17 protein-coding genes and 1 tRNA gene are annotated in these 23,195 nt (G+C 45.5%); 12 read left to right on the top strand and 6 right to left on the bottom strand.

What is annotated here, in order from left to right; all coding sequences use genetic code 11:
• The first annotated feature begins 110 nt into the window (after positions 1-110).
• Positions 111-1,184, top strand: a complete 1,074-nt coding sequence (locus J7623_RS25680; RefSeq protein ID WP_291926120.1) for a histidine kinase — start codon at positions 111-113, stop codon at positions 1,182-1,184.
• Complete coding sequence (locus tag J7623_RS25675; protein WP_291926118.1) at positions 1,181-1,906, top strand: LytTR family transcriptional regulator DNA-binding domain-containing protein; 726 nt, start codon at positions 1,181-1,183, stop codon at positions 1,904-1,906. The genes J7623_RS25680 and J7623_RS25675 overlap by 4 nt, the downstream gene beginning before the upstream one ends.
• A 384-nt stretch (positions 1,907-2,290) precedes the next feature.
• Here J7623_RS25675 and J7623_RS25670 read toward each other — a convergent pair.
• Both J7623_RS25670 and J7623_RS25665 read right to left on the bottom strand, forming a co-directional pair.
• Positions 2,291-2,374, bottom strand: a tRNA-Leu gene (locus tag J7623_RS25670).
• Positions 2,375-2,505: 131 nt separating this feature from the next.
• The gene (locus J7623_RS25665) at positions 2,506-3,318 is read right to left on the bottom strand and encodes a 2,3,4,5-tetrahydropyridine-2,6-dicarboxylate N-succinyltransferase (RefSeq protein WP_291926116.1); all 813 of its coding nucleotides are present in this window, start codon (positions 3,316-3,318) and stop codon (positions 2,506-2,508) included.
• A gap of 139 nt (positions 3,319-3,457) precedes the next feature.
• Here J7623_RS25665 and J7623_RS25660 point away from each other — a divergent pair, with 139 nt between their 5' ends.
• The 6 genes from J7623_RS25660 (at position 3,458) to J7623_RS25635 (ending at position 10,963) form a co-directional block, all read left to right on the top strand.
• Entirely contained in the window at positions 3,458-4,588 is a 1,131-nt protein-coding gene (locus J7623_RS25660) for a glycosyltransferase family 1 protein (RefSeq protein WP_291926113.1), read from the top strand.
• 12 nt (positions 4,589-4,600) lie between these two features.
• A complete protein-coding gene (locus tag J7623_RS25655; protein ID WP_291926111.1) occupies positions 4,601-5,167 on the top strand; it encodes an L-threonylcarbamoyladenylate synthase in 567 nt (188 codons plus the stop codon).
• Between the two features lie 69 nt (positions 5,168-5,236).
• Complete coding sequence (locus tag J7623_RS25650; protein WP_291926109.1) at positions 5,237-6,673, top strand: HD domain-containing protein; 1,437 nt, start codon at positions 5,237-5,239, stop codon at positions 6,671-6,673.
• A gap of 102 nt (positions 6,674-6,775) precedes the next feature.
• Positions 6,776-7,354, top strand: coding sequence for a hypothetical protein (locus tag J7623_RS25645; RefSeq protein WP_291926106.1), 579 nt, complete (start codon positions 6,776-6,778; stop codon positions 7,352-7,354).
• Positions 7,355-7,485: 131 nt separating this feature from the next.
• Positions 7,486-8,406: a tRNA (adenosine(37)-N6)-dimethylallyltransferase MiaA gene (gene miaA, locus J7623_RS25640; RefSeq protein ID WP_291926104.1), complete on the top strand. Its 921-nt coding sequence runs from the start codon at positions 7,486-7,488 to the stop codon at positions 8,404-8,406.
• A gap of 187 nt (positions 8,407-8,593) precedes the next feature.
• Complete coding sequence (locus J7623_RS25635; protein ID WP_291926101.1) at positions 8,594-10,963, top strand: ABC transporter permease; 2,370 nt, start codon at positions 8,594-8,596, stop codon at positions 10,961-10,963.
• Between the two features lie 70 nt (positions 10,964-11,033).
• Here J7623_RS25635 and J7623_RS25630 read toward each other — a convergent pair whose 3' ends face one another.
• Positions 11,034-12,599: a hypothetical protein gene (locus J7623_RS25630; RefSeq protein WP_291926098.1), complete on the bottom strand. Its 1,566-nt coding sequence runs from the start codon at positions 12,597-12,599 to the stop codon at positions 11,034-11,036.
• A 155-nt stretch (positions 12,600-12,754) separates the two neighbouring features.
• Positions 12,755-13,813, bottom strand: a complete 1,059-nt coding sequence (locus J7623_RS25625; RefSeq protein ID WP_291926095.1) for a hypothetical protein — start codon at positions 13,811-13,813, stop codon at positions 12,755-12,757.
• Positions 13,814-14,100: 287 nt separating this feature from the next.
• On the opposite strand from J7623_RS25625, the gene proS reads away from it, so the two are divergent.
• From proS to J7623_RS25610, 3 genes are all read left to right on the top strand, one after another.
• Complete coding sequence (gene proS / locus J7623_RS25620; RefSeq protein WP_291926093.1) at positions 14,101-15,576, top strand: proline--tRNA ligase; 1,476 nt, start codon at positions 14,101-14,103, stop codon at positions 15,574-15,576.
• A gap of 153 nt (positions 15,577-15,729) precedes the next feature.
• Positions 15,730-18,660 carry a two-component regulator propeller domain-containing protein gene (locus tag J7623_RS25615; protein ID WP_291926090.1) on the top strand — a complete coding sequence of 977 codons (2,931 nt, stop codon included), beginning with the start codon at positions 15,730-15,732 and terminating at the stop codon, positions 18,658-18,660.
• Positions 18,657-19,418: a LytTR family DNA-binding domain-containing protein gene (locus J7623_RS25610; RefSeq protein WP_078672331.1), complete on the top strand. Its 762-nt coding sequence runs from the start codon at positions 18,657-18,659 to the stop codon at positions 19,416-19,418. The genes J7623_RS25615 and J7623_RS25610 overlap by 4 nt, the downstream gene beginning before the upstream one ends.
• Positions 19,419-19,778: 360 nt before the next feature.
• On the opposite strand, the gene J7623_RS25605 is transcribed toward J7623_RS25610, so the two are convergent.
• Both J7623_RS25605 and J7623_RS25600 read right to left on the bottom strand, forming a co-directional pair.
• Positions 19,779-21,353: a trypsin-like peptidase domain-containing protein gene (locus J7623_RS25605; protein ID WP_291926062.1), complete on the bottom strand. Its 1,575-nt coding sequence runs from the start codon at positions 21,351-21,353 to the stop codon at positions 19,779-19,781.
• Between the two features lie 346 nt (positions 21,354-21,699).
• Positions 21,700-22,698 carry an acyl-CoA reductase gene (locus J7623_RS25600; RefSeq protein WP_291926060.1) on the bottom strand — a complete coding sequence of 333 codons (999 nt, stop codon included), beginning with the start codon at positions 22,696-22,698 and terminating at the stop codon, positions 21,700-21,702.
• Positions 22,699-22,793: 95 nt separating this feature from the next.
• On the opposite strand from J7623_RS25600, the gene J7623_RS25595 reads away from it, so the two are divergent.
• Entirely contained in the window at positions 22,794-23,141 is a 348-nt protein-coding gene (locus tag J7623_RS25595) for a 4Fe-4S dicluster domain-containing protein (protein ID WP_291926057.1), read from the top strand.
• The last annotated feature ends 54 nt before the right edge of the window (positions 23,142-23,195 follow it).

Raw genomic sequence — 23,195 nt, 5'->3', positions numbered from 1 at the left:
GCGGGCGCTTAAGGTGATGGAAGGTAATGGACCGTTAAATAATGTTTGTACCTTTAAGCAACTGATACACGGTCCCCAAACCTTCCATTAACTTATTGCTGTAGCACTCCATGAAAGATATTCTTCAAAAAAGAATTTTTCCCGGTTTTAGAATTATAGAAGCCATCGCCTGGTTGCTATTCCATATCAGTTGGCCTTTGCTATTGGCGATAATTTTTAAGCTGGCCGGCCGGTTTAATGACCCCACCTTTATGACCGCGGGCACCTTTCTCCGTATTCAGGGAGTAGTGATTACGGTAAAGGCAGTTTATCTGCTGCCATTTTGGTGGCTATTCTTTATTAAACTAAAGGAGGTGAGTCTCCGGAAAAAAATAATCCTGCATATTCCCTGTGCAGGATTATACACGGGGGTGGCATTGGGTTCCATTTATTACCTGCTCACCGCAGGCTTGCACAGAACCTATACCGGTAGCGCTATGACAGGTGATATCTACAACCTGATGCTGGCCTATTTTTCGTACTTCACCCTCTTTCATGCCTATAACTTTTACCTGCATATTAAAGAACAGGCAAAGAAAGAAAGCGAACTTCGCGAGTTAGCCTATCAAAGCGAAATTACCGCGTTGAAAGCACAGATTGAACCTCATTTTTTGTTTAATACACTGAACTCTATCAGCGCATCGGTACCTGCTTCTATGGAGAAAACCCGGGTACTGATAGCACAACTGGCCGATACCTTTCGATATGCACTCCGGGTGAGTGAAAGGCAAACGGTGGCACTAGAAGAAGAAATTGCTTTCGTGAAAACCTGGTTGGCATTAGAGCAACATCGCTTTGGTAAACGCTTATCTGTTCATTACGATATCGACAGTGCCGCACTGAACACACAAGTCCCTTCTCTTATTTTACAACCTTTGGTAGAAAATGCCATTAAACATGGCATCTCTCCCCTGGTGAGCGGCGGAACGGTAACACTTTCCTGTAAAGTCGAAAACGACTTTGTACAGCTGTCTGTCAACGACACTGGTATAGGATATACGGGTGATCTGAAAGCAATATTTGACAAAGGAGTAGGGTTAAAGAATACGGCCAGGCGATTGGAATATTTTTATAACCAGCAGTTATGGATAGATAGAAATAGTAACGGGTTATCTTTCTCATTTAAAATCCCCCTGGCAGTATGAGAAAAATATTGATTATAGATGATGAACAAGATGCGCGCTCGCTGATCAGGGAATACCTGGAGGCATTTTCAGCCTTTGAAATAATTGGGGAATGTGAAAACGGTTTTGATGCGATTAAGAAAATAAATCAACTGGAACCCGATATCGTTTTCCTGGATATCAAGATGCCGGGACTGAGTGGTTTCCAGGTAGTACAGCAATTGATTCACATGCCCCAGGTTATTTTTACCACCGCATACGATCAATACGCCTTAAAAGCATTTGAAGCCAATGCCATTGATTATCTGCTGAAACCATATACAGCAGATCGTTTTGGCCGGGCAATGCAGAAAGTTTCGGTACACTATCCCGGTGACTTTTTAAAAACGCAACGCGTGGCCAACGAGTATACCGGTCAGGCACCTACGCGTATATTGGTAGAAAATGGGAACAAATTTATCGCCCTCAATGTGGAGCATATCATTTTTTTCGAAGCCGAAAAAGATTATACACACATTCACACTGAAGATAAAACTTACCTGAGCAATTTTGGTATCGGCGTACTGGAACAACGTATGAGCCCCGCACTATTCCTGCGGATTCACCGGTCGTACATCATAAATATTCACTGTATAAAAGAAGTGACCCGGGAAGGATATAGCGTCCAGGTAACGATGAAAAATAATAAGGTATTGAATGTATCAAGAAAATATATGGACGAGTTGAAGAAACTGCTGTATTAGTTACACATGGCATCGTTCCTCATAAGTAATTTGCCGGATACTTGTAATTTAACGTGTACCCGTTCCCGTTAGCTCAAGCCCGGAATATTTATTTAAAAAGAAACTTCGTAGCGTTGCTGCGATCACCAGTGGACTTTCACGGTTAAGAGATAAAGGAGTGGAGCCTGAATTATTTTGGTCGCTTGCTTTCGGACCATTAAATGCATTGATTAAGTTTCATTGAGAGAAGGAAAATGTGTATACCCATGAAAAGTTTGAAATCACCAGCGATAATTTAAAGCGGTTATTTGAAATGATAGTGATTGGATTCCAAAAAAAGAAATGAGTTGGAAAAATACATCGCTATAAATAGAAAAAGGACAAACCGAAGTTTGTCCTTTCTAGTGCCCAGAACTGGATTCGAACCAGCACACCCTTGCAGGCGCTGCGACCTGAACACAGTGCGTCTACCAATTTCGCCATCTGGGCATCGCAGTGTCCCCGTTAAGGGATTGCAAAAGTACGCGTTTTTTTAAATTCACCAAATTTTTTTCGCTTCTCACAAAAAAAAATCGCGCCACACATCACATGCATGGCGCGATTGTTAAAGAAAAATGTATTTATACGGCTACATTAAACTCACGCAGCGTATCGTTCAGGCTTGTTTTCAGGTCGGTAGACGCTTTACGCTGACCAATGATCAGTGCGCAGGATACCTGGTATTCGCCGGCAGGGAATTTCTTGGTATAAGTACCAGGAATTACCACGCTGCGGGCTGGTACACGGCCTTTGTATTCGATAGGCTCGCTGCCGCTTACGTCAATAATTTTGGTAGATTGAGTCAGTACTACGTTAGCACCCAATACCGCTTCTTTTTCTACCACTACACCTTCTACTACGATGCAACGGGAACCGATGAAGCAACCATCTTCAATGATTACCGGGCTGGCCTGTAAAGGTTCCAGTACACCACCGATACCCACACCACCGCTCAGGTGCACGTGTTTACCGATTTGTGCGCAGGAGCCTACTGTAGCCCAGGTATCTACCATGGTACCCTCGTCAACAAATGCACCGATGTTTACATAAGAAGGCATCAGGATACAACCTTTGGCGATATAGGCACCATAGCGGGCAACCGCATGTGGTACTACTCTTACGCCGAGGTCTTTATAGTTCGACTTCAATTTCATTTTATCATAGAACTCAAAAGGAGGGAGCTCCATTGTTTCCATAGGTTGTATGGAGAAATACAGCAGGATAGCTTGTTTCACCCATTCATTCACCTGCCAGCCATTTTCTGTTGGCGTTGCAACTCTCAGATGTCCTTTGTCTACTGCTTCTATCACCGCTTTTACTGCATCTGTGTACTGTGTCTCCTGTAAGAGGCTGCGATCAGCCCAGGCAGCCAGTATTTGTTGTTGTAAATCCATTGTCGTTTTTTTTGCAAACATAATATCTGAAACGGATAAATTCGAATAACAGACCACCGAATTCCGGAAATCTTCTCAGATATACGTAAATCGCCATTCGTAATTCGTAATTTTGTCCCTCGTCTGAAGAAGGAGCATTATGAAAATAGGATTCGACGCCAAGCGCGCGTTCCAGAATAATACCGGTTTAGGAAATTACAGCCGTACACTCATCTCTTCCCTGGTAAAGGACTTCCCGGGGGAGGAGTACTACCTGTTTGCCCCTAAACAAACGGTCATGTACGATGCTCCGCCGGGGGTAAAAGTGGTATTGCCGGAAAAACAACTACATCGCTGGTTTAAGTCGGCCTGGCGGAGCCGCTTTGTGGTAAAGGATTTATTACGCCATGGAATCGATATCTATCATGGACTCAGCCATGAGCTGCCTTTTGGCATCCATAAAAGCGGTGTCCGTTCCGTAGTGACTATGCACGATCTTATTTTTGAAAGATATCCGGAGCAATATAACCCTATCGATGTGATCACCTACCGGCGAAAAGCCCGCTATGCCTGCCAGCAGGCGGACAGGGTGGTAGCTATCAGCGAACAAACCAAACAAGACCTCATTACTTATTATCATACGCCGGCGCATAAAATAGAGGTGGTATACCAAAGTTGTGATCCCGCGTTCAGTATCACCTGGCAGGATGATGATATCGCCGCCCTGGGCGTGAAATACCAGTTGCCTTCCCAGTATTTTCTTTATGTAGGCTCACTGATTGAGCGTAAGAACCTGTTGGGCATAGTAACGGCCATGAATACACTAAAAGGTACTGTCGATATACCACTCGTGGTGTTGGGCAATGGCAGCGGGTATAAGAAGAAAGTAAAAGCTTACCTGGAAGCAAATGGACTTACTCAACAGGTCATTTTCCTGAATGAGCAGGTACGTCTTGAAAATAGTGAGTTGCCGGGACTGTACCAGGGCGCGTTAGCACTGATTTATCCTTCCATTTTCGAAGGCTTTGGCATTCCGATACTGGAAGCCCTGTGGAGTCGTACACCGGTGATTACATCCCGGGGATCTTGTTTTGCAGAAACTGCGGGAGATGGAGCACTGTACGTGGACCCACTGGATCCGGCCACCATTGCCGATGCTATGAAACGGATCATCGACCAGCCTTCACTGGTAAGGCAGTTGCAGGAAAAAGGAATACAGCATGCGCAGCATTTTACGCCGGAAAAGTGTGCCGCCGCCATGATGAAAGTTTATCAATCCATTACCAAATAATAAACTACTGAAATGTTTGAAGATGATATCAGTGCGGCCATGCCGGTACTGCGTAACGGAGGACTGATCCTTTATCCTACAGATACCATCTGGGGAATAGGTTGCGATGCTACCGATGAAGCGGCAGTTCAGAAAGTATATGCACTGAAAAAGCGCAGTGAAAGCAAAAGCCTGGTAATATTATTGGCAGATGTGAAAGATCTGCTGCACTTTATTGCCAATCCCCGCCCGGATATCGCGGACATTATTGATGGTTTCACACGCCCCACCACTGTTATTTATGAAGGCGCCCTGGGACTGGCTCCCAACGTGATCAACGAAGATGGTAGCATCGCCATCCGTATTGTGAAAGATCCTTTCTGCCGTCATTTGATAAAAAGACTACGGAAACCATTGGTGTCTACCTCCGCCAATATCAGCGGCGAGCCTTCTCCTGCCTGCTTTGCAGAGGTAAGCCCCGCTATCCGCAATGGCGTGGATTATATCGTTAAACACCGCCAGGAAGAGACCACTGCCAGCATCGCCTCCAGGATTATCAGGATAAACAAAGACGGTTCAATCGCGATAATCCGGGATTAAAAACGTTTATTTATTACATTTGCGCCCTGATTTCAGCGAAAGGAATACATTTAACAGGAATATTTTTATATGATCAGCAGTAAGCCGTTGGACATACCCTGCTCCCTGCAGGAAAGAAAAGTGCTGGAGAAGATAGCATTGGCAGCCCATGAATTAAGGGTGCCCGCTTATCTGATCGGTGGCTTTGTGCGTGATAAACTGTTGGGACGGAAAACAAAAGATATGGACATTGTGTGCGTGGGCGATGGTATCACCCTCGCACATAAAGTGGCGGAAAGCTTAGGCGATAAAGTACCCGTAAGTTTCTTCAAAACCTACGGTACTGCCCAGGTAAAATGGAATGAACTGGAAATTGAATTTGTTGGCGCCCGCAAAGAAAGCTATCGCCAGGAATCCCGCAATCCGGAAGTCTCTGCAGGCACGCTGCAGGACGACCAGAATCGCCGCGATTTCACAATTAATGCCATGGCTATCAGCCTGAGAGAAGAAGATTATGGTTCCCTCCTCGATCCATTCGAAGGACTGGCCGATCTCGATAAGCAAATTATTCGTACGCCCCTGGCGCCGGCGCAAACTTTCAGTGATGATCCACTGCGCATGATGCGGGCCATTCGCTTCGCCTCACAACTGCAGTTCACCATTGAAGCAACTGCCTTCACCGCCATCCAGGAAAATGCAGAACGTATCCGTATTATTTCCCAGGAAAGAATTACCGATGAGTTTAATAAAATCATGCTCTCTGCCAAACCTTCTGTAGGATTGGATCTCCTGTATAAAGCGGGCCTGCTGAAAATCATTTTCCCACAAATGGTGGATATGGTGGGAGTGGAGATGTATGAAGGTAAAGGGCACAAAGATAATTTTTATCATACCTTGCAGGTAGTAGATAATATTGCCGTCAATACAAAAGATCTTTGGCTGCGCTGGGCTGCACTGCTACACGATATTGGCAAGCCTGCCACCAAAAAATTCGAGCCCGGCCATGGCTGGACTTTTCACGGCCATGATGCGGTGGGAGGTAAAATGGTGCAGCGTATTTTTACCAAAATGAAATTGCCCCTGAGCGATAAAATGAAATTGGTAAAAAAATTGGTGGAATTACACTTGCGGCCCATCAGTCTCACTAAAGAAAATATAACAGACTCGGCTATCCGCAGATTACTGTTCGACGCCGGAGACGACATAGAAGGACTCATGATGCTCTGTGAAGCGGATATTACCTCAAAAAATAAAGCCAAGGTAAAACGTTACCTGGAAAATTTTGAACTGGTCCGCAGACGATTGAAAGAAGTAGAAGAAAGCGACCGGATCCGCAACTGGCAACCCCCCGTAACCGGCGAAATGATCATGGAAACATTTGGGCTCAAACCCGGCAGGATAGTAGGTGATTTGAAAAGCGCCATCAGGGAAGCCATCCTGGACGGCGAAATCCCTAATACCTTCGATGCCGCATACGCTTTTTTATTGGAAAAAGCCAGCGCTTTGAACCTGCACCCGGTTAAATAAAATTGGTAATTTTACATCACCATAGTACATATTCACTAGCATAAAAAACCTACCGCCTACAGCGGCCTGTTTAAACATTACATAACTTATAACCTTTTTGTCATGCCGGTTTTAAAATTCAGAGTTTACTGGGAAGAAGATGAAAGTGTCTACAGAGACATTGCCATTAAGCCGAATCAGACGTTTTTAGTATTTCACCAGGCGATCTTGCAGGCATTCGAATTTGATTCAAAACATAAGGCTACTTTTTTCCGTAGCAATGATAACTGGCAACGCGGCCGGGAAATTATCCTGGAAGCCGACAACCAGCCACGTAAAGCAGAACCCCTGCTCATGGCTGACACCGCGATTGGCGCGGCCGTAAAAGATCCTAATCAGAAATTTATCTACCTGTATGACTTCGCCAAAAACTGGTCTTTCCTGGTAGAACTGATCGGGGTATCAAAAGATGAAAACAGTAAAATCGTATATCCCGCCTGCGTACGTAAAGAAGGACTCGCTCCCAGCCAATACGGTACCAAAGGCCTCGTGGGCGACAAACTCGTGGAAATGGAAGAGAAATACGATCTCAATAAAGAAGGCATGGATGCCGACGGATTCGGAGAAGAAGGCGAAGAAAGCGACGCACTCGGCAGCGATGGCGGCGAAGACTTCGGCGGAGAAGATGATAACAGCTTTTAATAAATTACGAATTACGAATTACGAATTACGGATTTGTTGGTAGATAGTAAACGCGAAGATCAGCTTCGCTTATATCTACTCACAAATCCGTAATTCGTAATTCATCCTTCGTAATTCTTAATTTAAGAATTATGCAAAAAACGGTCATTGTGATTGCAGGGCCAACAGCTTCGGGTAAAACAGCTTTGTCTGTCCAGATGGCGCAACTGTTTAATACCGCTGTTATCTCCGCAGATTCAAGGCAATGCTACCGGGAAATCAGTATCGGTACCGCAAAACCTTCCGCAGAAGAACTGGCGGCCGTACCTCACTATTTCATCAACTCACATAGCATCCGGGAAGAAGTAAATGCCGGCATTTACGAAAAACTCGCTCTCGGATATACCAACCACATCTTTCAAAACAACAACATCGCCATTATGTGCGGCGGTACTGGTCTTTATATCAGGGCCTTTGCCGATGGCATCGATGATATGCCGGATATCCCCGCCGGCATTCGTACGCAGCTCAACGAACAATATGCCCTCCATGGCCTTGCCTGGCTTCAGCAACAGTTGCAGGAACGGGATCCGGGGTTCTATGCCACGGCAGAAACCCAGAATCCCATGCGTCTCATCCGCGCGCTGGAAGTACTGGAAGCTACCGGGCAGTCCATCACCACTTTCCGCAGCGCTACCCGCGCCCAACGCAATTTCCGGATCATCAAAATAGGGATCACTCCTCCTAAAGAAATCCTGCACCAACGCATCCATCAACGGGTAGATCAAATGATCCACGCCGGCCTTGTGGAGGAAGTGAGAGAAGTGCTGCCCTACCGGGAGCATAACGCCCTGCGGACAGTCGGCTACCAGGAAATCTTCAGCTTCCTCGATGGACATATCTCCCTCGATCAGGCCATTGAAGAAGTGAAAATACATACCCGGCAATATGCCAAACGCCAGTTGACCTGGTTTCGCAAAGACCCCGCTTTCCAGTGGTTCGATTCCCGCGATCCGGCACCTATCCTGGAATATGTACAGCAGCAGCTATCAGCAGCCTCCGCGCATGGATGAAGCAACAGCATGCCCAATGCGTTAGCTATCTCCCGAAAAACAAATACGAACAAGTACTGTACTAAAACCGAACATATATATTGTATGTGACATGTATATATAGTTTGTTTTTAGGGAGATATTATCATGGCACTTTCTTCGCTGCTCCAGGTTTTTCACAGCCGTTCGCCCTGGCAAACATCCGCTTATGATTAAAAACAACCTGAAAATCGCCTGGCGCCAGCTTATAAAAAACAGGCGCTTTACTATCCTGAACCTCATCGGCCTTTCTACCGGTTTGGCCTGTACGTTACTCATTTATGGCTGGGCCCGGGATGAACGTGCATTTGATCATTTCCACCAGCACGATGCCCACCTGTTCCAGGTAATGGAGAATAAACCACACGAAAAAGGAATTGTTACCTCCGCAGAAACGCCGGCCATGCTTGCGGAAACACTTGCCGCCACCATGCCCGAAGTAGAATACGCAGTGGCCAGTACACCTCCTGCCTGGTTTCCGAAAGTGGCACTGTCCGCCGGCGAACAACACAGCAAGACAGGCGGCATCTTCGCGGGAAAAGACTATCTCCGCGTATTCTCCTATCCGTTACTGCAAGGAAACGTGGACCAGGTACTCCACGATAAAAACGGCATTGTTATTTCCGAAAAATTGGCGCAAACGCTTTTTCACAATGTGTCCGGCGCAGTAGGGAAAACCGTCACCTGGCAGTTTGATGCTATTAAAAAGACCAGTATCGTGACCGGCGTTTTGGAAAATACCCCCGCAAACTCTTCTACACAATTCGATTTTATATTGCCCTTCGATGCTTTCAAAGACATCATGAATATCACAGGAATGGACCCACAGGGGCCTTTCCTTACGTATCTCGTGTTGAAAAAGGAGGCCAGCGTACCGGCATTTAATGCAAAGCTGAGCAGCTTTATGACCAGCATTACCAAAGGAGCAGGCAGCAGCCGGACTATGTTCCTGCAACGCTACAGTGATAACTACCTGTATGGCACCTACGAAAATGGCGTAGTAGTAGGCGGCCGTATCAGTTACGTAAAATTGTTTTCACTGATCGCCCTGTTTATTATCCTGATTGCCGCCATCAATTTCGTGAATCTCTCCACTGCCAGGGCTTCCGGAAGAATGAAGGAAATGGGTATCCGCAAAGCAATTGGTGCCAATCGCCTGACGCTGATTGGCCAATACCTCAGTGAATCAATGCTGCTGACATTTGTGGCACTACTCTTCGCATTAGCAATGGTAGCCGTACTGCTGCCATATTTCAATGATATTACCGGCAAAACATTGCACATCGGTTTGCAGCCACGCATGATTTTATCTATCCTGGGAATCACCCTGTTCACCGGCCTGTTGGCAGGCAGTTACCCGGCCTTGTACCTCTCTGGCTTTAACCCGCTGACGGTACTGAAAGGACGAATACAAACCGGTGTAGGACAACTCCTGGCCCGCAAAGGACTGGTGGTATTTCAGTTTACACTGTCTGTATTATTCATGGTAGCAGTGATTACCATCTATCGACAAATCGCTTATGTACAGGAAAAGAAAACCGGTTACGATAAAGACAACGTAGTCTATTTCGATGCAGAAGGAAAGGTCTCTAAGGAAGGGATGCCCGCCTTTTTAGCGGCGGTAAAGAAAATCCCCGGGGTAGTGAATGCCTCTGGTATGGTGGGGAACCTCCTCGGCGCACCTACAATGGGCTACAACTGGAAAGGGAATGGTACAGACGAAACAATCCTCTGTCGTCCGCTAATGGTCAATTTTGATATGCTGGAAACACTGGGCCTGGAAATGGCGGCAGGGCGGCCCTTCTCCCGTGATTTCGCGACTGATAGCACCAGCATTGTCTTTAATGAAGCCGCTATCAAAGCCATGGGCATTACCGATCCAATCGGAAAGGTGATCACATTTAACGGCACTACCACCACTATCATAGGGGTGGTGAAAAATTTCCATTTCCAGTCGTTGCATGAAATCATCAAGCCACAGTTTTTCATGATGGATTTTCACAACAGCACAGTAATGGTGAAAATAAAAGCCGGCCAAACGAAAGCGGTGTTAGATCGACTGGCATCCTTTTATAATACCTACAATCCCGGTTTTACCTTCGACTATAAATTCCTGGACGATGATTTTCAGGCGCAATACGTAGCAGAGAAAAGAGTAGGAGCATTGTCCAAATACTTTACAGGACTGGCGTTGCTCATTTCCTGCCTCGGATTATTTGGCCTGGCAGCCTTTACCGCCGAAAGCAAACGCAAGGAAATCAGTATCCGTAAAACGTTAGGCGCTACGGTGACCAATGTAGTAATGATGTTATCGAAAGAATTCTTCCGCGCAGTGGCTATCGCTATCATCATTGGGTTGCCACTGGCGTGGTATTGCATGGATCGTTGGTTGCAGAGTTTTGCCTATCATATTCGTTTAGGCGTAGGCGTATTTATCGGCGTGGGGGGCGCCATGTTGCTGATTACCTTACTTACCGTGAGTATTCAATCTGTCAGGGCAGCATTGGAAAATCCTGTGAAGAGCCTGCGGATGGAGTAGGGGAAAGATATTTTATAAAAGAAAGGCCCCTGCATCCGCAGGGGCCTTTCTTTTATAAAAACGTGTAGTCTTAGAATTTAAATCCAATGGTCAGCAATATATTACTCCTGTTATACGCCAGGGTAGCTGCTTTCGGGCTCAGGTTAGGCTGGCCGGCCGCCTGATATATGGTATATGGCTGGTATCTGTCATCACCCTGTGTGTAGCTATAGGTAAGATCTGCATAGAAACCTTTGTTGCGGAAACCTAACCCACCACTGTATACTTTACGGGAGGCATCTATACCTGCGTTGTACGCATCATTAGTATATGGATTGCCATAGGCAGCAAAGCCAAGTCTGACAGCGTACATGGCCTGGAATCTAACTTCGGCGCCTGCACGAATATTGGAAGTAGCTTTATAGATAGCACTAATATTATCATTCACGCCGGTTGCCGCCTTGCCGTTATTATATTTGAATTTGCCGGAAGATTGATTCACATATTCGTAATCTGCTGTAATGAATCCTTGTGTTGTTTTAGGCTCCGCCAGGTTGCCGAAAAAGTAGGAAGCACCTGCTCCTGCGCGTAAAGGAGCCGTATAGTGATAATCATTTTCTGTAGGAAATCCTTGTGCCAGGTCAACGGAGTAAGCAGAAACTTCTCCCTGATTATTTTCGATGTCGGAGTGGAATTCAGCAGTGTAGCTGTCGTGAATAGAATACCAGGTAGGTGTTGCGAAAGTACCACCCAATCTGAAGTGATCAGATACTTTATACAGGATACCCAGTTTGGCGCCAAATCCTAATCCGGTACGTTTCAGGCGTTTGGTATAATCGAAATAGGCAAATCCGTTGTTTTTATCAGAGCTGGCATCATCTTCTGACCAGTTAAGTGTTTCTTTATAATTGATGCTGGGCAAATTAAGACTGGCACCTATGTACAGGCGATCGCCATAATTACCGCCAATTGCAAATGAGTATTCATTCAAACCACCTTCTGTCTCGATAGTCCCTCTTTGTTGTATGCCTGGCAGGCCACCACCGGGTCTGAGGGGAGATGCCTGGGAAATAATAGATGTATCACCAGGGGCATTGGCATGTTTATGTATCATGCCGGTATAATAGCCAAGATCAAAACCGAGTCCCAATGTGGCATCACTAACGCTTTGATCAAAGAAATCATCCACCCACGCATCAGAAAGAGAGGTTTGATTATTGCGTCCTGCGATGGCCATTTTATTATTGTAGTTCGCTAAACGCTCCATGCCCAATGAGAAGGTAATATTGTTCCAGGTGCTGCTGCCACTGTTTTTATTAGTTGCCATTATCACACCAATAGAAGGCATTTGGAAATTAGAACGGTTGCCTTTATTATCAAGTTGGCCGTTGCCAAGGTAATTAGAGGTAAACTGGGAAATACCTACTCCTGCGGAAATATGGAATTCGCCGGTTTTAAAAATGGCAATACCTGCCGGGTTAAGATGTGCGGATGAATAATCTCCTCCAAGACCTATACCGGCTCCACCCAATGCTTGTGTTCTGGCAGTACCATGCGGTTGATTGGGAGAATAAAGCAATGCGTCGTTGGAGCTTTGGGCCATGGCTGTTGCAGATAAAAACAAGCCGCCTAAAAGAGGATAAAGTCTTTTAATCATGATCTGAAAACTTAATAAATGAGATTTGCTTTGCAGGCTATTCTACTGATGCTAACGTGTGCTGCAATGAGTATAACGGTTATATGGGCAAAACCTTGTATGAAGATAAAAAATAAGCGTAGGTTTTTAGGCTACGCTTATCTTGTAATGTTTTATTAACGGCCTCCCCTGGATGGGCGACTGTATCCGCCGCCGCCGCCACCGCCGCTGTTACCTCCACCGATACGGCCACCGCCGCCTGATGGTGGTGAGTAGCTAGGTGCCGGAGAAGGAGTTGGCCTGCTATATTCTACACGTTGCGGACGGGAATAACCACCGTTATTGCCGCTATTGCTATTATCGTAAGAAGGTCTGGTCACTGGTCTTTCTGAACTGGACTGCTGGAATATCCGGCGTGGTCTGTCAACGGTACCACCACCTGGATTTACACTGCCACTACCACCATTAGCTGGCTGGAAAGTACCGGTTCTGTTAGGACGGGTATATCCACCGCCACCACTCACGTTACCACCGTTGGTATAGTTAGGTCTTGAAATTCTTTCACCACTGGAGTTAACCGTACCGTAAGAATTAGATGGACGGGTACGGTAGTATCCTCCACCATAGTATCCGCCATGACCATAATAGCCGCCATGTCCGTAATAGCCACCGCCATACCATCCACCACCATAGTAAGGGTAGTAGTAAGAAGGCCAGTAGCTGCCGATGTATGGATAACCAAATCCGCCATAGTAGCCCATGCTCCATGGGCTATAGTAGCCACCCATTCCCCAGCCAAGGCCGAAGCTGAAAGACGGACCATAGAAGCTGCTGTATGGGCTGTAACCCAATCCAAAGCCGCTGCCATATCCGTAGCCAAGACCATAACTGTTCATCATATACATGTTGGCAGCATCGTTATAACCATCCCAGTAACTACCGGAATAGCTGCTTCCATTGGAACCAAATCTGTTCAAACGACGTTGATAATCTCCCTGGTCTTCATCCTGGTATGTCACATAGTTACCACCATCGTCCTGGGTGCCCTGTACGTAGTTCGCATCATTTTCATCCTGACGGCTATTGCCATTCGAACCGTTGTTAGAGGCATAGGTACGCTGCTGTTGACGCGGAGAATAGTAGACATCATCCGGTGTCTGAGCCGTTTTATAGGTACTGGAACAAGCGCCCAATGCGAGCGATGCAGCCAGTCCGATGTATAATATAGGCTTCATTTGAAATATGTTTTAAGCGTGATTCGTGTAGTAAATTTACTTCTTTTTAACGGATTTCTGTGGAAGAAAGTTACAATAACATAGTCTAGGTGATATTATTTTCTGATAACTATTTGCACAGTTATGTTTTTCATCTATGTTTGTGGAATTTTCCTCTTTCATAATTAAAGTGACAAAAACTAAGCCAATCCAGCCTTTTTCGACTGTAGGGCAGATTTAATTTTGACACGACAAATTGAGTTGAAAAGGTCTTAAAAATAACGAAATATAAATAAGTTATAATTTTTATGAGTAAAGAGATTACAGCCCGTTCGGAAGATTATTCAAAGTGGTATAACGACCTGGTATTGAAAGGCGGCCTGGCAGATTATTCCGCAGTAAAAGGCTGTATGGTAATTAAACCATATGGATTTGCTTTGTGGGAAGCCATGCGCGATATACTGGACCGTAAATTTAAGGAAACTGGCCACCAGAATGCTTACTTCCCGCTGTTCATCCCTAAAAGCTTCCTGAGTAAAGAAGCAGCCCACGTAGAAGGATTCGCTAAAGAATGCGCTGTTGTAACCCACTATCGCCTGAAAAACGACCCCGACGGTGGCGGCGTTATCGTGGATCCGGAAGCCCGGCTGACCGAAGAACTGATCGTTCGCCCTACTTCTGAAACAATTATCTGGAATACATATAAAGACTGGATTCAATCTTACCGCGACCTGCCATTGCTCATTAACCAATGGGCAAACGTAGTACGCTGGGAAATGCGTACCCGCCTTTTCCTCCGTACCACCGAATTCCTCTGGCAGGAAGGACATACCGCACACGCTACCGCTGAAGAAGCGATCGCTGAAACAGAACAGATGTTGAACATCTACGCTGATTTTGCCGAAAACTATATGGCTGTACCTGTTGTGCGTGGTATCAAATCTCCCAGCGAAAGATTTGCCGGTGCAGTAGAAACCTATTGCGTGGAAGCTATGATGCAGGACGGTAAAGCCCTACAGGCCGGTACCTCTCACTTCCTCGGCCAGAACTTTGCCAAAGCATTTGAAGTACAGTTCTCCAACAAGGAAAATAAACTCGACTATGTTTGGGCTACCTCCTGGGGTGTATCCACCCGCCTCATCGGAGCGCTCATCATGGTACACAGCGACGACCAGGGACTGGTACTGCCTCCTAGAATTGCACCTACACAGGTAGTGATTGTGCCAATCTATAAAGGCCCGGATCAGAAAGCTGGTCTCGATGAAAAAGTAAATGTCATCGTAAAAGAACTGAGGAAAGCCGGTATCAGCGTGAAATACGACGACTCCGACAACAACCGCCCGGGATGGAAATTCGCAGAGTACGAAATGAAAGGCGTACCTGTTCGTATAGCCATCGGCGCGAGAGATCTCGAAAATAACGTGGCCGAAGTAACCCGCCGCGATACCAAAGAAAAAATGAGCCTGTCGCTGGATGGCTTACCAGACCGCATACAGGAACTGCTGGAAGAAATTCAGCTCAACCTCTTTAATAAAGCGAAAGCGTACCGCGACAGCCACATCACCCGCGTAGATACTTTCGAAGAGTTTGAGAAAGTATTGGACGAGAAAGGAGGCTTCATCTCTGCTCACTGGGATGGTACTGCTGAAACAGAAGAACAGATAAAGGAACGTACCAAAGCTACGATCCGCTGCATTCCGCTCAACAACCCGCAGGAAGCAGGCACTTGTATTCTGACCGGCAAACCGTCCAAAGAAAGGGTGCTGTTCGCAAGAGCGTACTAGAAGAAATTACGAATTACAAATTAGGAATTACGGATTTGTGGGAAGATTAGATAAGGAGATCATTCGCTATCTTTTGCTCACAAATCCGTAATTCGTAATTTGTAATTCGTAATTTTTTCCGCTGCAATAAATTATTAAAACGATCCGATGCCCTTGAGCCGTTACATAATGTTATGGGCGCTGGCCTTCTTTTGCACCGTTACCAATACGCTGGCCCAGGGGCTGATGATCCGTAACTACAATGTAAAGGACGGACTGGCCAACGCCACTGTTTATGCTGCTGTGCAGGATAAAGACGGTTTCATATGGTTTGCTACTCCCACGGGCGTAAGTAAATTCGACGGAAAACGCTTTCGTAACTACGCTAAAAAAGACGGGCTCACAGATAACGACGTCGTCAAACTGGCCGCCGATTCACAGGGACGGGTTTGGTTTTTTACCCTCAACGGAAAACCCTCTTTTTACAAGAAATCAGTTATTCACAGCGAAGAAAATGATAGCTCCCTCATCTTCAACAGCCGCAGCCATTATATGCAATACGCTTTTGAAGGCAAAGGAGGTGGATTGATCTGGTTCCTGAACACCAACAACCGCATTGTACAATACAACGGTAAGGAAACCACCTACGATAAATTTGGAAAATCGGGTGCCGACCTGCTTTTCATGATGAGGAATTATAACATCTTCCATCCGTTAGATGCCTTTTTTCACCTGGAAAGTTTAAGTGATCCCGCTAATCCGAATCAGAAAATAGATCCCGTATGTCCGTATCCGTTAGATGCACCTGAATTACGCACCCGCCTCCAGGACAGCGCCATCGTTATCATGCGGAATACCATCTGGTCCTATACCGCCTCGCATGCCCTGTGCTTTTTCAACGGCGCAGAATGGGGTATCCATGATGATATCAGCCACCTGTGTGTGGATAATGACAACCTCTGGGTAGGCACCCAGCGTGCATTGTTTTTCCTGAAAGGATACTTCAAAAACGAGAAAAAGAAGATCAAATTACTCGATAACCACTACATCACCTCCCTGTTGAAAGACCGGGACGGTAACATCTGGATTACCACTTTCGGCGATGGCGTGTATAATATCCCCTACAAAAATTTTTATTTCAGCTATCTCGATAATACCAACGGTCTTTACTCGCATTCCATTTTCAGCGTGAGCAAAGACAAAAAAAATAACCTGTTGCTGATCGGGCAAAGTGCCGGTGTACTCAATACAATGGATGGCGAAGGACACATCAGCAGCCAGTTTACCGTGGATACCAGTTCCGGACGTAACAGCCTGTTAACGATACTGCCACATAAAGACGATCACGCACTCATAGGCACCGATAACGGACTGTATGATTTTAATACGCTGACGCATAAAACATCTCTCCTGAAAACTATCAGGATGCTAAAGGATGTGGATGTATCGCCTGGCGGGAAAATCAGGGTAGCAGCGAAAAACCAGGTGATCGCACTGGATGATTACACCATCGGCGACCTGGATATGCTTGTAACTTCCATTGCCTGTGTCAATGATTCTGAATATTATGTAGGGACTAACAGCGGACTTTATTTTTGCACGGACCGGAAAAAACAACTGCTGCCTGCCGGCCCGGATACCCTGCGTAAGGTGAATATCAAAGACCTGAAATGGATTGACGGCTCCCTGTGGATTGGTACCAGCGATCAGGGAATTTATGAGATGCAGCATGACGCGATTGTAAAACACCTCGCATCTGCCAACAACCTGGCCAGCGATATTTGTCAGCAGCTTTACTACGATGGCATAGGCCGCCTGTATGTTGCTACTAACCGTGGTGTGTCCGTGATTGATGTGAAAACACAATCCATTACACGCAATATCACTTCCAACGATGGCCTGATGTCTGACGATATCCGTGGGGTATATTCGGATCATGATAAGCTGTATATCGCCACCTCCAACGGCCTGTGCTATTTTAATGGCGATCATATCCCGGTAGACACGGTGCCGCCGGTCATCTACCTGAATAATATCCGCTATGGTGACAGTACTTTCCTGGCCGCCAATGCGTTTGTTCACCTGTACAAAAGAAAGGCTTCTTTTGAAGCAGAATTTGGTACCATCGTTTTTGACCTGCCGGATCTGGTAGAATACCAGTATAATTTTTCGGGAGATACGACTAACGGTTGGGTAACTACCATGTCGAACATTATCCCGTTCCCTGATTTACAACCAGGGAGTTATAAATTGATGGTGAGGGCCCGCAAATATAAAAGCAACTGGTCCAACACCCTGAATATAGATGTGAACATACTGCCGAGGTGGTATCAGCAATGGTGGGCAAGAGGTATTCTCTTACTGGCAGGGTTGTTGTTGGTATTGGTGGGATTGCGTTACATCATCAGGCGTATCAAGCAGGCAGAAAAGCGAAAAACCGAATACAACCGGCGCATTGCTGAGTTGGAAGCCAAAGCGCTGACCAACCAGATGAATCCGCATTTTATTTTTAACTCCCTGAATTCCGTACAGCATCTCATCCTGGAGAAAGAGGAAAAACAAGCCCTCAATTTCCTGGCAGATTTTGCTACGCTGATGCGGCAGATGCTCAACAACTCCCGTAAGTCTTACATTTCGCTGGAAGAGGAAATTGCCTTCCTGACCCGGTACCTGGAGCTGGAAAAAATACGGTTTGCACATTCCTTCAAGTATCAATTCATCCTGGAAGAAGCCCTGAAGGAGTATACCATTTACATTCCGCCGATGATTATTCAGCCTATCGTGGAAAATGCCATTAAACACGGGCTGGCACCAAAGAATATAAGTGGTTACCTGGAAATCAGGCTGGAAATTGTAGATGATCTCTTATATTGTTCTGTAGATGATGACGGAATAGGCTGGGATAAGTCAAATAGCATTAAAAGTTCGAGGCTCATTAAACACGAGTCTACTGCACTTAGCGTGATTAAGGAGCGGTTGCAGATTATAAAATCTTTTAATGGAAGTGTTGGAAAGTTAGAAATTATTGATAAATTTAAATCTGGTTTCGGCAATAAGGAAGGTACCTTAGTTGAAATACTGATTCCCATTGTTAAGATGTTATGAGTAATATAAAAGCTGCCATTGTAGACGATGAAGTCCGCAACATTCATATTTTGCGCAATATACTGGAGAACTACTGCAAGGATGTAACGGTTGTCGGTGAAGCGCAAAATATCAATGAGGCGGCAGAAATGATTAAGAATAACCCCATTGATGTACTGTTTCTTGATATTGAGATGCCACCACACAATGGGTTTCAGCTATTGGAGATGTTTCCTGTACTGAATTTTGAAGTCATTTTTATCACCGCGTTTCAGGAATATGCACTGCAAGCCATTAAGTTTGCGGCGTTAGACTATTTATTGAAACCCATTAAGGTGAGTGAGGTGGAAGATGCCCTGGAAAAGGTAAAGAAGAGCAAGAAGGGCCGGCTCAATGAATTGGCGTCTATCCTGAAGGATTACGTCAAAAATAATGATAATGCTTTCTCCAAGATCGTTATCCCCGTTAATGACGGGTATAATGTGATTGACCTGAAAGATATCATTTATTGTGAAGCATTTGATAGTTATACGAAGATTCAGCTCATCAATAATGTGTCTCATCTCATTTCAAAATCATTGAAGGAATATGAGGAAATGCTGTCTGATAAAGGATTTTATCGGGTGCATAAGTCTTTCCTTATCAATATTCACCACATCGTGAAAATTATCAAAGGCCTCGGCACAGCCGTGGTGATGAGCGATCAAAAGAATATCCCGATTTCTTCCCGTAAAAAAGATGAATTCTTTACACAGCTTAAAGGTGTGATTAATCTATAGAGGTCAGCCTTCGGTTGGAGGAACGATATTAAACAGGCCTGCGCATTGCGTGGGTCTGTTCGTTTTATATGGCTAAATGCTACCTGTTTAGGGGTGTTTTTGCCATTTCAGGCGGCCAATACGCCACTTTTTTCTGCACTTAACATGCATTTTCTATCATTCGCTGGTTCATTCATTGCTTTCACGGAATAATGGAAAGTAATGTCATATACTTACATTATTTTCATAATGGGTTTTCATAGATTGGCTGATTACATGCTACGTTTTTCCAGGCAATGCATGTATGACTTAATGGAAAAGTCCCGTCCCGGTTAATCCGGGAACGGGACTTTTTAGTTTTTGAAGACCTATAAAACGAGTTTAGAGATTTTCGCTACCGGCACCGGTAGTAATATTATAGTAATAGATGCTGCTACCTTTTTCAGGATAGAAACCAATCAATTTGAGTGATTTTTGTTTTTCCACCGCTGTGCTCAGGGCATCTACAGAAGTAACGGGTACATTTCCAGCTTTCAGGATCACGAAGCCGGGTGCCATGGTAGTTTGTTTTTTCAGGATACCGTTGCCGATATCATTTACCACCACACCGCCGTTTACGCCGAGTTGGGCAGCCTGTTCTTTATCCAGTTCGGATAAATCGGCACCGAGGCGATCGAGCGCGGTTACTTTCACCAGGTCTGTATTGCCTTTCAGGTTTCTCAGGATCACATTTTCTGCGGTGACTTCTTTGTTATCGCGCAGCCAGGTGATGGAAATTTTATCGCCTGGTTTGTAGCGGGCTACCTGTTCGCTGAGCTGGGAAGTGGTCGGGATTTTTACGCCATTAATAGCGGTAATTACATCTCCGGTACGAAGACCAGCCGCAGCTGCGGAGCTGTTAGGCATTACTTCGGTTACCTGAACACCATTTACATCTCTTCTGATGCCTGCATCTTTCAGTTGCTCGTCGCTCATATTAGCGATGAGGGAAGAAGGCGCATATTTTACACCGAGGTAAGCTCTTTGCACGTTACCATATTTCAGGATATCGTTCACCACTTTCTTGATGAGGTTTACCGGAATGGCATAGGAATAACCTGCGTAAGATCCGGTAGGTGAGGCGATGGCAGAGTTAATACCTACCAGTTCACCGGCAGTATTTACCAATGCACCACCACTGTTACCCTGGTTCACAGCAGCATCGGTTTGTATAAATGATTCGATGGCGCTGTTTACTTTACCACCGCTTTTATTAATGCCAATAGAACGGGATTTGGCGCTTACGATACCTGCAGTAACAGTAGCATCCAGGTTTAACGGATAACCTACTGCCAGTACCCATTGACCAATTTCCACGTTATCGGAATTCCCATAAATCAGGTAAGGCAGGCCGGAAGCTTCTATTTTTACTACTGCCAGGTCAGTGCTTGGATCAGTACCTACCAGTTTGGCTTTGAAAGTTTTAGTAGAGTTACTGAGGGTAACGCTGATTTCGTCGGCATCTGCAATCACGTGGTTATTGGTAACGATATAACCGTCGGAAGAAATCAGGACACCAGAGCCGGAGGCCATTTGGCCGGGAATGTAATACCTGCGTCCATCGCCGCCGCCATTGAATTCATCTCCAAAAAATTCATCTCCGAAAAGGTCTTGTAAGATACTGCGTCTTCTCTGGAGGTTATTGCCATTAGTAACTTGTCTCGGGTTGATTTTTGTTTTGATATGTACTACACCCGGAACTACTGCTTTGGCCGCGGTGGTGAAATCAGAGGGTGGAGTAGCGTTTGCGTTGCCTTCTGTACCAGGCATGTAGCGCGTGTAATTTACGGGGATATTTGTGCCATCCTGGAAAACCATAGGTTGCCTCTGCTGGATATATTTGCCATACACAAATATGGAGGCAGCGGCAGTTACAGCACTGATGAGGACAGTTGTAACAATTTGCTTGAATTTCATATTATAGTGTGTTTGCGTGAAAATTAATGAGATAATAACGCCGGCATATGATCAATTTGCATGCCTTTACCACAAATTTAATCTGCAGGAAGAATGAAACGATATTCCCGTGATTTGTTTTAACACATTTTTATCGTAATCGTTAAACACGGCTTAATATCCCACTGACAACTCTGTCAGGATGTATGTCAAGATAACAAATAAATGTGTCAATTTGTTAGGGAGCGGAAAGCAAAAGGCAGAAAGCAAAAAGCTATTGCAGCGAATGATTAAAACAGATTAATACTTGCTCTTTTCATTCGCGGCAATAGCTTTTTGCTTTCTGCCTTTTGCTTTCTGCTCCTGGTTATATTTCCAGGAAAAACTTCATCGTATCAACGCCGTCTGCATAGTCGCTGAGAGAAGGTTGCTGGGCATTGCCAAATGGCGTAAATGCTTGTCCTACGAGGCATTGCAGCGCTTCTTCACCGGAAAGTTCCTGTTGCAGTTGGGCCATGTCTATATAATAACTGTAGTGCAAAACGCTGAGGGGAGAAAACAGGGAGGTATTTTCCTGCAGCAGTAGGGTACCATTGGTCATATATGGGCTGGCATTCAGGAGGAGCAGTGCCAGGTTATAGTCGTAGTTATTTTTGTATTTATGATGATCCGCCAGGTAGCTGTATTTCTCCAAAGCTTTCAGCAGGGGAACAAAATCGTAGTTTACCGGTATGTATATTTTGGTAACATTCCGGCAGCCAAGGCCGAAGTATAACATAATGTCATCTGCCAGGGCTGATAATTCTTCCGGGGTTTCCTTCCCGGTCAGGATGGCGGCAGACGTGCGGTTGTGGCGTATGATGTGAGGATATTTGGCAAAATAGTAATGGAAATACCGGGCAGAATTGTTGCTGCCGGTGGCGATATAAGCATCACAGTTCTTGAGCATATCCTGTATTTCCGTTTGTCCGGCCTGCTCCGGATACCACTCGTTCATCTTTTCCAGGATATGTTTCATCAGGATTTCATCCTTGCCGGAAAGTTTCATTTTTACCTGGTGTCCGCTCACGAAGCCACAGAGCCAGTCGTGGAAGCCCACCAATGGAATATTGCCGGCAGATACGATACCCACAGTTTTTGGGGTACGACTGTTGCCTATGGTAGGATAGCCTGCTAACCACTGCCGTAAGGGAGCAGGGGAGAGGAAATATTGGGAGATATTGTCCAGGGCATTGTCTATAAAGGAAGGGATAAACCAACCATTGGCAATATAAGCGCGCTCTTTCACTGCTTCCAATTCCGGGCTTTTTTCCGCCAGATACTGCCCCAGGCGCACCAATGCGGCTTCTTTTTCTGCTATGTTCATGAAACTATATAAATAATTGACTTGATTAAACCGGGAAAATTTTATTTTTGTCACACAAAATTAATGGCTTACTACTTAACCAAAAAGTTTACACTATGGCAATTAAGATAACAGACGAATGTATAAACTGTGGCGCCTGCGAACCGGAATGCCCGAACAATGCGATATATGAAGGCGGTGTAGAGTGGGCTATGGCCGATGGCACCACTGTAAAAGGCTCCTATACCTTAATGGACGGTAGTGTAATGGATGCTGACCAGCGCAATGCCCCTATCAGCGTAGATACCTACTATATTGTGCCCAACAAATGTACAGAATGCCAGGGATTTCATGAAGAACCACAATGTGCGGCTGTTTGCCCGGTTGACTGCTGTGTTCCGGACGAAATGTACCAGGAAACAGTGGACGAGCTGCTCGGTAAGAAAGAGAAACTGCACCTTTAATATATTCTTAAGGAAGCTTAGCAACCGTTCCCCGCTTCGGCGAGGACGGTTTTT

Source organism: Chitinophaga sp. (genome assembly GCF_017745275.1).
GTDB lineage: Bacteria > Bacteroidota > Bacteroidia > Chitinophagales > Chitinophagaceae > Chitinophaga.
Note: the sequence above shows the minus strand (reverse complement) of the source record. Positions and strands in the feature narration are given on the sequence as shown.